This is a genomic window from Sphingobacterium sp. LRF_L2 (assembly GCF_965644235.1).
Taxonomy (GTDB): domain Bacteria; phylum Bacteroidota; class Bacteroidia; order Sphingobacteriales; family Sphingobacteriaceae; genus Sphingobacterium.
Genome location: NZ_CBFFRI010000012.1, coordinates 90,305 through 103,680, shown reverse-complemented (window position 1 = coordinate 103,680; position 13,376 = coordinate 90,305). Strand labels below are relative to the sequence as shown.

The following is a 13,376-nucleotide window of genomic DNA, read 5'->3' as shown; positions in this document are numbered from 1 at the left end:
TGTGTCAAATCACCAATATAATACATAAACCGTACTAAAATAAATTTGATTAAATAGACCTTGATTATATCATGAATAACATTTGGAAATTCGCACTTATTGCTTCTCTTGGAGGCTTCCTTTTTGGCTTCGAAACGGCCGTTATTTCGGGCGCCGAACAAATTATTCAACGCCTTTGGCAACTCAACGCTTTTTGGCATGGGTTAACAGTATCCATCTCGCTGATCGGTACCATTCTGGGTGCTTTATTTGCCGGTAGGCTCTCTGAACGACACGGCCGCAAGCCTGTGTTAATAACTATTGCCTTGTTGTATTTGTTTTCTGCGATAGGTTGTGGTGTATCGCCTTTTTGGAGCATGTTTTTATTCTTCAGACTACTGGGTGGTATCGCCGTAGGTATAAGTTCTGTCGTTGGTCCAGTCTACATTTCTGAAATTTCACCCGCAAAAGACCGGGGTAAACTGACAGGTCTTTTTCAGATCATGATTGTATCGGGTATTTTTATCGCCTATTTAACCAATTTCTTATTTGCAGGAATAGGTGAAAGCTCGTGGCGTTACATGCTCGGGATCATGGCAATACCTGCAGCCTTATTTTATTTACTCTTAAAGAGGATTCCAGAAAGCCCCCGTTGGCTGATGCTACACAAGGATATAACAAGTGCAAACCTTGTTTTCGATAAATTAAACCTACCACATTCCGATGTCCATACCCAAGCGCCTAATCAACGGAAAAGTGTTTCCTTATTTCAAGTTAAATATAGTAAAGCCATCGTTTTCGCGATACTACTCGCTTTCTTCAATCAGATGACTGGTATCAATGCTATTTTATATTATGCCCCAAGAATATTTGAAATCGCGGGGTTTGATCAAAAACTAACATATCTCCAACCTATCTTTATTGGAGGCACCAATGTGCTATTTACGTTCCTTGGCATGAGTATCATAGATAAATTCGGACGGAAAAAACTATTGTTAACCGGCGCAGTCGGCATGTTTTGCTTCCTATTGTTAACTGCCTATGGACTGAAAGGAGAGCACTCTTCCTTTCTGCTCCTATACATTATCGGTTTTATTGGTTTCTTCGCCCTATCTCAAGGTGCTGTAATATGGGTTTTTCTCGCAGAAATTTTCCCAAATGAAGTTCGCGCAAAAGGTTCATCCTTGGGAAGTACTACACATTGGGTATTTGCTGCAGTAATATCTTGGGTATTCCCCATTATCGTAGAAGGAATTCCACAGGGCGGATTCTATATTTTTCTATTCTACGCCATTATGGTCGTTCTTTCCTTTATATTCATTTTATTCCTTCCAGAAACCAAAGGAAAATCTCTAGAAGATATGAATGAGGAACCGACAATTTTGCATTAAGAAAAAAACGATGAAAAGTTATCTATGCAATAAGCATGTATTTCTAAAGGATTTCCTTGGATAAGCAGATGAAATGTTCACGTACGCAAACCCAGTACAACAAGCTTTTTGGTATGACTGATAATTTTAAAAGAATAAGACGCAAAATAATATAGCTTATATAATACCTCAACACTGCCTAGAATAGACATTATACTGTTGAACAAGTTCTAAAAAGTCTGCTAATTTTAGAGCTTGTTCAACAAACGTAAACCAAAGCACGATAATAATTGACATTTCAATGACTAAACTATTTATTTTATTTAGAAATATTCTAAATAACAGTATCTATATTTGAAGCGGTTGGTCATCGGAAACGAACCATCGTTAACTAGGAAGCAAATTATGGATCGTAAGTTATTCGAACAGATATATATAAGTCATTGGGAAGAACTATTAAAATATGCTTATTCATTTCGCATAGAACAAAAACAAGCGGAAGAGATTGTTCAAGACGTTTTCCTTTCCCTCTGGCAAAGAAGAAATGATCTTACTTCAGATGCTGATATCAAATCCTATTTATATAAAGCGATTAAATATAAAGTATTTGACTTCTTTAGAAAAGAAAGCAGGAAACAGCTCGTCACAGACGAACTTCGTCTCCAAGTTTGCGATGCACATTGTTACACTGAGCAAGAAGTACAATTCAATGAAGTAAAAAAGCTCATAGGACATGCAATAGAAAAACTACCGTGTAGATGCAGGGAGATATATGTTTTGAGTAGAAATGAAGGACTCAAAAATAAAGAAATAGCACACAAATTATCTATATCAGAAAAAACCGTTGAACAGCATCTTACTAAAGCATTGCGTTTTCTGCGACAGAAGATTAATCAATAAAAATTTCCAATTTCCCCGCATCGCTTTCCCTTCTTTATCCTCTTTCTAAAAGCATCTATTATCTGAATCGAATAATACGACTTGGCTTTTGATTTCCCTGTGGCAGCAAAAGAGTTCAGCTTACCACAAAAAAACAATCTAATTATCAATTACTTATAAATTTATTTTTATTTATACTAAGGGATAGGTCTATTTCATACGATTACTATTATAGAATCGCAGTTAGAAGCATTATATGAAAGTAACACCAGATCTTCTGAAAAAATACCATGACGGCAGATGCAGCCTTGAGGAAAAGAATGCCGTACACGCTTGGTTGAATGAAGACAAGATCGTCACTGCTGAAGTACCACAAATGAGTGATCAGAAGATTGCCGACTCTAATGCTTCCATATGGAATTTCCTCGAACAACATATTCCCCCAGCAGCAGAAAAGAAACAGACTTTAATGGGTAGACTGAAGTCGAATTGGCCTGCTTATGCCGCGGCCTGCCTACTGTTGGTGACCATAGCTACGATAACGACTGTAAAAAACAATGTTACCCCCTATCAAAAAGAAAATGCGGTCATACATGCGCTCACCGCCCCTATGGGCAGCACAAAGACTTTGGTAATGCCTGATGGCAGTAAAATATATCTACACCCAGGTGCTACTTTAAGGTACCCCGATAACTTTGCAAAAAATAGTCGGAATGTAGAACTTGTCGGTGAAGCGTATTTTGAAATTAGTGCTGATAAAAATCGTCCTTTTATTATCGAATCTATTTGTGGTACCGAAATTAAAGTCGTCGGAACAGCCTTCAATGTTAAAGCAGAACCAAAAGAAGGCACAGTGGAAGTCGCCGTTAATGAAGGTACAGTACATTTCCTGCATACAGCAAACCGACAAAAATTCTTAGCACTGACTGTAGGGCAATCTGCAAAATATAATCATAGCACGAATCACTTTGAAGAATATAAAGCGGACACCACTGCGGTTGGAAAATGGAGAGAAGGCGAGCTTGTTTTCCATGCGGAAAATATACAAAATATTGCACAGGAACTCGAGTTGTGGTACGACGTAAAAATCAACATAAAAAACAAGGCTATACTTAACAAGCGGTATTCTGCAAAATATAAAAATCCTACATTAAACGAATTGATAGAAAATATGGCTTTTGTTTTAGGATACCGTTACAAAATAGATCAACAAAATAAGACAGTAACTATATATTAAAAAAAGAAAAACCACGGTTCCCGTCGCCAAACAAAGTACCGTGGCAAATGAGCTTTATACAGACTAATACCATACATGGATCATTTTTACAAATGTAGTAAATCTACATTGCATGGGCTATATATGCCCTTCAAAAAGAACTTATTTAACCTACTGCTGCTTACAGCTTTTATCTGTATCAGTTTTCCAGCATATACACAACACAATATTCTGGAGAAAAAGCTAACGATTACCAGTAAACCGTTATCTTTAAAAGAAGCATTAGATATTCTCCAAAAAGAAGCAAATTGCACCTTTGCTTATAGCGACGATATATTCGAAAATCAATCCTCCGTAACACTCAATTATAGAAATAAAACATTAGTAGAAATATTGACCAATCTGCTAAAGATCAATAAAAATCAACTTCGAGTCAATGGAAATACAATCCACATCCGTGTCTTCAAAGCATCTGCACAAAAAGTAAGCAACGTACAGAAAAATCAACCGAGCACCGCGGTAGACACGACTGTCGTACAAAAGACATTTGATATACGTCCCGTAGTAGTTACAGGCCAATTTCGTCCACAATCCATAAACAATTCCATCTATAGAGTCGAAGTAATAGACAAGCGAACGATCGAGAATATGTCTGTCACAAATGTGGGAGAGCTACTCAAGCAGCAAATAAATATCGATATCGAAAATCAATCCAGTACAGGCCGTTCTAAAATACGTGTACTCGGGCTTAACAGCCAATATACAAAGATTCTGATGGACAATATTCCTATTGCTGGAGACGAAAATATGGGAAACGATGTTGACCTTTCTACGATCAGTATGGATGATGTAGATCGCGTAGAGATTGTGAAAGGTGCTATGGGGGTAGAATACGGCGCGAACAGTATCGCCGGTGTAATCAACATTATCACAAAACGCAAAGCGAACAACAAGACGGATCTATCCATCGACATCCAAGAAGAAACGGTGGCCAACGAGTATAATCTAAAGATCGACGAACAAGGAAAGGGACGGCATATACAGCGTCTTAATGTAAGCCACAACCTGACTAGTAAATGGTCTATTGGCGGAGCAGTATCCCGAGATAATTTTAAAGGTTTTTGGGGAAAGTACGATGGTGCAGGCATTATCAGCGAACCAGTAGGGCGAAATATTACGACCACACGTGGATACGATTGGTCTCCCAAAGTTTCGTACAATGGCAACGGTTATCTCTCGTTTACCGCTAAAAAACTTTCTTTACTTTACAAAATCAATTATTTTCAATCTGATCTTACCCGACACGAGCGTACCGTTGAAGAATTCCACCTGAAAGACGAAAACACAACAGTAAATTTCTCGACCAATAACTACTACCGCAATCTACGCCACAACCACCACCTCAGCGCTCGGGGAGAATTTTGGAAAAACGCCTATTTTTCTATAGATGGTTCACTTCAACGAAATGGCCTGCTGCACAAACGACGTGGTATAAACCTATTTGACAACAGTACGATCCATCCTGCCAATGGACTACCAGAATACATGAAGCTAGAGCCAAACGACTGGATGGAACACTTCCAATCCAAAGGATTTTATTCAAGAGGGACGTTACTCAAACCCTTTTTACGAGAGAAGCTTGATGTTAACATAGGCTACGAAATAGACGAAACGACGGCTAACCAAGGGTATACCTTTACCTTTAATAATGTTGCTTTAATGGATCCGCAAGTACATACGCTAACCAATGGAGGAGCTTGGTTGTCTGCTGAATGGAAAGTGACTCCACGTATCGTCGTACGTCCAGGTATTCGAACCAACTTCAGTAGCGGGCAAAATGTCCGTACCAACGAGTCGCTTACAACACGCTATAAGGTCAATGAACAAAACGATATCCGTCTTATTCTAGGTACCTCTACACGATTTCCAAATTTTCAGGAGATGTACATGTCCTTTGTCGATGCTATACACGAATATCGCGGCAATCCAGACCTCCGTCCAGAATATGGACAAACAGCCGAACTGCAATGGGGCCACCAGCGCGAGGTCCGATCTGGAATCTACTTACAAACAAGTATAAGTACAATGTTTCAATACATCGAAGATCGAATTGTAAACATTGTATATCCAAGTGAAAGACAAGGCGTTCAAACAGGACTCAACACGTACACAAATGAAAATAGATATCACGGTCTGGCTAATCAAATAGATGCTAAGCTTGTATCCGAAAATTTCCATTTTTCCATTGCTGGATCAATTGTTGGCTACAGAGGTAGCGACGATGCTTCCGAAAATGAATATGCAAAGTTTTTAATCAATTCACAAGCCAATGCGCAAGCCACCTACAAACTAAAAAACGATATCAGAGTGGCGCTATTCTACCGGTTCGTAGGCAAACAACCCCAATATATTTTCCTCCCAACGAGTGAACCTGGAGCACCTGGAGAAGAACCTGAAGGGTATTACAAGATACTTGCTCAAACAGAACCTTACCATAATATGGATTTAAATGTTGCCAAGAGTTTTTTCAATCGAAAATTTGATGTAAGGGCCGGCATACGTAATCTATTTGGCGTTACCGATATCACCTACGCCATGGTTAATCCTCCGGCACATATCGTGAACCGCGAACTAACCCCAATTCGGCTGTATTATGGTCACACCTACTTTCTAAAACTTACCTACAGAATCTAATGCAAATACAAATTCAACTTATTAATAACCAGATAAAAAAAATGAAACAAATACAAACTAAACAGTTAAAATTAAATGCGCTCTCGCTTTCGGCAATACTCCTGAAAGTGAAGCCCGGCATTCTACTTCCCTTATTGCTTCTTAACCTTTTCTGGGCTTGTAAAAAAGACATAGAGCCAAATATAGATTACAACGTCCTAACCGAACAACGTATCCTCGAAATTTCGGAGCAAACGACCATCAGTGAAGACGATATCGCAACGCTAGAACGCCTTAATGGAAGCGTAACAGACAACAGTCTTAAAGCAAAATATACCGAAATGATCGCCGGAGTAAAGATTCTAAAAGACTTTATTCCAAGTTTCAATGAGTTGAAAACGAATCCCGATGTAATCTTTCAAGACCTATATGCGCAACTTGAAGAACAAATCAAGATGGTGACCGATAAATTGCCCCGTAAAGCAAAAATACAAGAAGAGTTGGCGAGTGCTTTAGCCAATTACAACACAGAAGAATATGAATACTTAGATATCATATTAGAGTCTTCGGGATTAGGACTAAGAAACTACCTCGCCAACACCTATAATATCCACCCTGTTTCAGGGAAACCAAACCGTTATCTTAAAGCAGATATTGAACGTGTAGACAAGCTTATAATCCTACTCAATAGAGGGGAAGATCAAGAAGGCTTATTAGCCTCCGTATTAAAGACTTTCAAAGGTTTAACGTATCTTAATGTCTCTTCATTTATCGAAAAAACAATTGATCTCAACCATCTCACTAACCTCGAAACACTCATTGTAAATACAACGAGACAACCTGCAGGATGGGAACTCAAAATCGACAATCTTGAAAAACTAAAACACCTTATCGTTGAAGGCGATGGTGCGGCTACAGGAAGTTCTCCATTTGGTGAAACCATAGACTTCACCAATAAGTATCCACTACTTGAGACCTTGGATCTTCCACTGGTTGTTACCCGGCAGCTGACGAGCCTGCTACTCCCCAATAAACAATATTTAACCAAATTAACTTTACCAAGCTTTGAACGCTATCCATTCCAAAAATTAAAACGTTTGGTGGTTCAAGGAAAAGAAATAGGTCCCCAGGCAAATTTTGTATTAGGCTCGTCCGAAAATACCGAAATGGAAGAAGTTACTTTATCAGGATTTGGTGGTGCCGCAAAAGATGATCAAAATCCGACCAACTTCAGTATTGGCGGATCCGGTCCTGAGAAAGTAAAAATAAAAAAACTTTCCTTGTCCAACATTAGCGTAGCCAGCGGTGGCTTCAGCAATCTAGACATCGATCAACTCGTCTTAGAAAACGTAAAGTTAGGAAATGACCAAACATACAGCGAAGACACCTATGTCGTTGTTGGTTTCAATAACGTTGATTTCCCACAAAAACCAGACTTTCAATGGATTGATCTTAGCAAAGTAAAAGCACTCACAATTCAAGATATCAGCGCAAATGGTACCAAATTAACTTATGCGGATATCCAGCCTATGCTCTTAGCCGCTACCAACGCTGAAAACTTAATGGAACTCATGTTAATAGGACTTACCCCCTACCCCGAAAAAACAATCGATGTGCGTCAGTTTAAAAGCTTGACGAGCCTAGTGGTCAATACCGTAGACCAAAGTGGTACCTATCTAGAGAAAGTAATAGTCAATAAGGCTATGGAAAACATTTTTGCTGTCATTCACTGGAATGACGACTGGACGATTCCTGAGCCGAACATAGAAATCGAATACGTTAACTACTAGTAATAAGCCCGGAATACATTTTATATCAACTAAAAAAAGTAAAAAAATGAATAAAAGAGCATTATTAACAACTGCAATCGCAATTTCACTAATTGCTTCATCCTGCCAAAAAGAGCAAATAAGCAGTGATCAATTATTAAAGGTAAACGCTACCGCATATACCGCTGTAACTGAAACGCCTACCACAAAAGCAATCAATGCTTCTGTTTTAAGCGGGTTCACATCCTTTGATAGCCAACAGGCCTGGTTTGATTTTACTACGGTAAGTTCTACTGACAAGGGCAAAGCTTCAGCTCGGAATGCATGGCATTTAGGTTTCTATTCGCAAGAAGACAATTTTCCTGTAAACGGAACAGCGAGCAACCTTTTAGCCTATCTCAATTATTCGGTCAACACACAAGCAAAACAAATAAACAATATATCTAGTTTAGCAAATGGTGCTTTAACACCGGCCATACAGAACCAGCTGAACGCGGCGGTAGCACTTTTTGACGGTGGGACCTTTAATATGGGAGATTTAAGCACTTTCGATTTTCACCGCGAGGGGCAATTTGTCATCGGTACCCCAAGTAACAATTTCCGGTTCTATTTAATTCGCACTGCAGAAGCTGTTCAAGTGCACCCTGAGGATCCAGCAACCACCAATTTTGTCATAGCGGCCATTCGTTGGACAGGCTCTGCCTATGCGGTATCGTACCGACCAGTGAACCAATCAGGCACAACCTGGGCATGGGCAAATCTTGCGAATCCAGCAGTCAATGCAAATATCTCGAAAAACTCAAATCGTCAGTCCGTATTTCTCAATTTTACTACAGGAGCTACAGACACGATCCAGCCATTAATCAACGATTGGAATCTAGGACTTAGCGCCGTCATCCTGAAACGCTATATCAACCCTGATTTCGGAGGAGGAGCCTATCCATTTGCCATAAAAGGTGTAGTCCTTAACAATAATCCAGCTGTAAAAGTTTATCGTGTGCAAACCACGACTGCTGCAGACAGTGCAGGTGCTACAGGTCCTTATGATCCGAACTACAACTGGCAAAACGATCCGGCACTAGCAACAGCCAACGATATTACGACTCAATTTGATAACTTCAACGCAGCAAACATTGATGATACCAAGTTCAGCGGAAACAGTCAAGAAGAAATAGGTCAATACTACCGTTATCTGGATATGGGTAACTATAAAGTATTTGTAGACCGTTTCTATGTCATTAAACTACAGAATGGCGCTGTCTATAAGCTACGCTTCCAACAGTTGGGTGGAGGCTCCAGTACACCTGTCAATAACGGCATACAAATTAAATACGCCAAAATTGCAACTACACCTTAACCATTAACGTAATTTTTATAAGAATTCAACGAATACCGGGCTTTCTGAAATCCAGGCTATAGAGACTTCCTCTATAGTCTGGATTTATGACTATGCAACGAACAGCCTACATCAATACATTATTATAAGCGTTTGCAAGCCATGCGACAAAAAAGTTTACTTCCGTTGTTCCTGTTGTTCCTGACGGCACAATTACTATTCGCACAATCTGGCGACAAGCGGATAGAGCCAGACTTCGGACTACATAGTGGGTTAATGCCTCTTCGCGTGATAGATAAAGAAATGCTTCTTGGTTTATCTGTCAATAATCTTGCCGAAGCATTACGATTTGAACTCAATTTAGAGCTAGAACTAGCTCCAGAAATCGGTGGCGCACGAACACGAGCTTTCGACCTGAACAGTCGTTATACGAAAATACTGTTAAATGGTGTTCCGCTATCGGGTAGCGATATGTTTGGAGGGCATGTAGACCTATCCTCTATACCGATGAACCGCGTAGAACGTATAGAGATTTCGAACGCACCATTAGGCGTGGCGTATGGAAGTGGTACACTTTCGGGCGTAATCAACGTCGTAACACGTGCTGACACGGTACAAGTTGGCACTTCCGCTTACGCAGGCGTCTATGAGCAGAGCCTTGCTAGCGAATACAATTTGAAAAAAAATTACGGTGCAAAAGGACGACATGTACAGCAGTTTGGCATTCAACATCAGACCCGCAAAGGACTGCTTTTTGGTATGGATTTACAGCGTGATGTCTTCAAGGGAGTGTGGGGCGAGTATCAGGGAAATTTACGTCAGGAAGGTTATACCCATAGCCGTGGGTACGAATGGTCGCCCAATAATACATTGAATGCACAAGTTTTCTTTGGATACGCAAACGATAAACTCTCCATTTACTACCAATATGCCATGTACGATAGGGATCTCACTGTTTACGGACATATCAACAACCTCGATTATCGAGACAACGATTATCTTGACTTCTATACCGTTACAGATCATAAAAACCAATACCGTCGTCAGCTGCATCATTCCCAATTAAAAACGCTACTGTGGCGAGATGCAACGTTAATCATCGATCTTTCATATCAGAACGCAGATACACGAAAAAGGAACGATTGGGTGCGTACAGCGGACAACATTCCATTAGAGAAAAGTCCGGAAATAACGCTATACGATACAGAGACATGGCATAGCAAAGGTAGGCTAGAAAAGCCTATTGTAGCGAACAAATTGAACTGGACAGTTGGTTATGAGCTTGATTGGACAAAGGCTCATATCGCAGATGAACCGGGGACATACACTACGCAAGAGATCAACCACAACATGAGACATATTAGCGGCTTCACCTATCTACGTTGGAATCCGATCCGATTCATTACGATACAGCCAGCTTTACGAGTCGCCCATCATCGAACAATTTCCTATACAGATCCCCTCCCCTCTATATCAATAGCTTATAATAAGGGGAAACACCATCTGGGCTTGATCGGTGAAAAAGTAAACCGACTTCCCAACCAACGCGAATTGTTCACCTATCTAGACAGTGAATTCAACCTATTGGAAGGAAATACGAATCTACGTCCCGAGCACGGTACGTCGGTGTTGGCTGATTGGAACTATCATCTTCTCGCCAAAGGGAATTTACAACTACAAACCAACATCAGTTCTGCCTATCGTCAATTAAAAGATCGTATTGTGATTACTGCTGTACCACAACTAGATGCTCAACAAGAACGCTACCAATATAGCAATAGCCAAAGCCACAAATCGTGGTCGAACAAAATCGAGGTGAAAGCCGCTACGCACCGTTGGCGTATCCAAACAGCATACAGTCTGTTGGGATTGAGGGGGAATGATTTTTCCGACAGTGAACGGTATGACCGGTATCTTTTCCATTCTGAAGTTGCGTTACTAGGACGTTATAATCTTCCGAAAAACTCTTGGGTGCAACTCAACTATCGTTGCGTGGGACGACAGTCTACCTACTCTTTCGAACGAGCATACGGAAGCACGGAAATAAACCGAATCCATAACGATGCCCCTAGCTACCATCTTGCAGATCTACATATAGGCACCTCGCTATTAAACCAACGGCTGAATCTCGTATTGACCGGAAACAATCTATTGGATTCAAAAAGTGTTCATTTCCAGGCGACAGATGGACAAGAACATTATAGCGGGGATCTAAGAACAATATACACAGGATACGGAAGGAGCTTCTGCTTTAGAGCCAGCTACCAACTTTAGAAAAGCACAACCGTTTCATAAGACAGAAAAAAAACAAACTTTCAATAAAAATAAAATGCGACATATCACCATACAACTAGCACTGTTACTATTCATGCTTCCCATAGTCTCCCTCGCACAAGATAGCCTTCACAGAATCTATAGTGTAAAACTTCGTCAAGAGATTACCTTAACAGAACTGATAGAAAAACTAAAAGATGCAGATGTCGTATTTTTTGGCGAAGAGCACAACGATTCCGTCGCACATCTACTCGAACTGGCAATATTCAAAGGACTGCATCAGCATTATGGAGACGGTTTAACACTATCGATGGAGATGTTTCAGACAGACACACAACCTGTACTAGATGAGTATCTTGCGGGATGGATTACAGAAAAAAATTTAAATACAGACGCACGTGTCTGGAAAAATTACAAAGACTATAGACCATTAACAGAATATGCTAGGGAAAATGGTCTTCCTGTAATTGCTGCCAATGCGCCGTCGCGTTACACGAACAGGGTCAGCCGCCTCGGGATAGAAAGCCTAACAGAACTACCGAAAGAAGCGAAAAAATGGATAGCACCCCTACCCTTCGATACACTAACAGGAAAATACTATGAAAAATTCGTTGGCTTACTGGGTGGGCATGAAGGAATGGGAAACATGAAAATTTACCAATCGCAGAATCTTTGGGATGCGACAATGGCTTGGCAACTCGCATCAGCCGCAAACAAAAGCTCTGTCAAACAGATATTCCATTTGAATGGTCGTTTTCACAGCGACGAAAAGCTCGGCACCTATGCGCACCTTAAGCGTTATGCTAAAAAACTGAAATTGTTAAATATTTCAGCCTTCAGCCATGATAGCTTCAGCCAACCAGATTGGAAGGCATGGGAACATCTGGCTGATTTCATCATCGTGACGAACCCATCCATCAAACGGAGTTTTTGATATACAACTTCATTGACCCTGAAAAACGTACAATATATTTATGACAAACAATAATCCCTATACTAAGATGAATAAACTAAAAATCTATCTTATTGGCCTATACATAGCTAGCCTATCGATTACGCTTCATTCTTGTGTTTCCTCGAAAACCGATCAAGACAGCCTTTTGGATTCTGCACGTATTGTTTCCGTAAACGGAACAACTTCTGAGATACTCGCGGCATTGGGCTTAACGGACAAAATTGTCGGTGTAGATCTTGCCAGTACCTATCCGAAGAGCCTGGCAGACATACCCCGCATCGGACATAGTCGCAAACTGTCTTCCGAAGGCATTCTTGCGCTAAATCCCACGTTGGTTATAGGCACGAAACAAGACATTAATCCAGAGCTTGCCGATCTACTCAGTTCTGCTGGTGCCCGGCTGCTATTATTTGATCAGGAATTCAGTGTAGCGGGCAGTAAAAAACTTATACATGCCATAGCCGACAGTCTTGGCGTACCCACAAAAGGGGATTCTATCGTTCGCGTATTGGAAACCGATCTGGATCAATTTCCAACCCACGCATTCGAAAAAGAAAAGCGTAAAGTCCTGTTCATCTATGCACGTGGTGCAGGTACGATGATGGTCGCTGGCGAAGATACGCCTATACAACATGTTATAGAATTGGCCGGAGCACAAAATGCTGTGCAAGGTTTTAAGGAGTATAAGCCCCTCACTGCCGAAGCTCTTGTAGCAGCTAATCCTGACGTCATCCTATTATTTAACTCTGGCCTAGAAAGTCTCGGAGGAATTGAAGGTCTCCTGCAGGTGCAGGGCGTCCAAGAAACAAATGCCGGTAAAAACAAAAAAATTATAGAAATGGATGGCCAGTTGCTCACCGGTTTCAGCCCCCGTTTGGGACAAGCCATAAAGGAACTTTGGACAAAGATTTATCAGTAGTTAAAC

The 13,376-nt window shown here is 40.6% G+C and carries 9 protein-coding genes; all 9 read left to right on the top strand.

Going from position 1 to position 13,376, the window contains the following annotated elements; all coding sequences use genetic code 11:
• The first annotated feature begins 71 nt into the window (after positions 1-71).
• The 9 genes from ACSZOX_RS20970 (at position 72) to ACSZOX_RS20930 (ending at position 13,370) form a co-directional block, all read left to right on the top strand.
• Entirely contained in the window at positions 72-1,370 is a 1,299-nt protein-coding gene (locus tag ACSZOX_RS20970; protein WP_437922167.1) for a sugar porter family MFS transporter, read from the top strand.
• A 384-nt stretch (positions 1,371-1,754) separates the two neighbouring features.
• Positions 1,755-2,249 carry an RNA polymerase sigma-70 factor gene (locus ACSZOX_RS20965; RefSeq protein WP_437922166.1) on the top strand — a complete coding sequence of 165 codons (495 nt, stop codon included), beginning with the start codon at positions 1,755-1,757 and terminating at the stop codon, positions 2,247-2,249.
• Between the two features lie 235 nt (positions 2,250-2,484).
• Positions 2,485-3,465: a FecR family protein gene (locus tag ACSZOX_RS20960; RefSeq protein ID WP_437922165.1), complete on the top strand. Its 981-nt coding sequence runs from the start codon at positions 2,485-2,487 to the stop codon at positions 3,463-3,465.
• 75 nt (positions 3,466-3,540) lie between these two features.
• The gene (locus ACSZOX_RS20955; protein WP_437922164.1) at positions 3,541-6,138 is read left to right on the top strand and encodes a TonB-dependent receptor plug domain-containing protein; all 2,598 of its coding nucleotides are present in this window, start codon (positions 3,541-3,543) and stop codon (positions 6,136-6,138) included.
• Between the two features lie 41 nt (positions 6,139-6,179).
• Positions 6,180-7,907: a hypothetical protein gene (locus tag ACSZOX_RS20950; RefSeq protein ID WP_437922163.1), complete on the top strand. Its 1,728-nt coding sequence runs from the start codon at positions 6,180-6,182 to the stop codon at positions 7,905-7,907.
• 46 nt (positions 7,908-7,953) lie between these two features.
• The gene (locus tag ACSZOX_RS20945) at positions 7,954-9,243 is read left to right on the top strand and encodes a hypothetical protein (RefSeq protein ID WP_437922162.1); all 1,290 of its coding nucleotides are present in this window, start codon (positions 7,954-7,956) and stop codon (positions 9,241-9,243) included.
• A gap of 141 nt (positions 9,244-9,384) precedes the next feature.
• Positions 9,385-11,496, top strand: coding sequence for a TonB-dependent receptor plug domain-containing protein (locus ACSZOX_RS20940; protein WP_437922161.1), 2,112 nt, complete (start codon positions 9,385-9,387; stop codon positions 11,494-11,496).
• A 55-nt stretch (positions 11,497-11,551) separates the two neighbouring features.
• Complete coding sequence (locus ACSZOX_RS20935) at positions 11,552-12,430, top strand: ChaN family lipoprotein (protein WP_437922160.1); 879 nt, start codon at positions 11,552-11,554, stop codon at positions 12,428-12,430.
• A 67-nt stretch (positions 12,431-12,497) separates the two neighbouring features.
• A complete protein-coding gene (locus tag ACSZOX_RS20930) occupies positions 12,498-13,370 on the top strand; it encodes a heme/hemin ABC transporter substrate-binding protein (RefSeq protein ID WP_437922159.1) in 873 nt (290 codons plus the stop codon).
• The last annotated feature ends 6 nt before the right edge of the window (positions 13,371-13,376 follow it).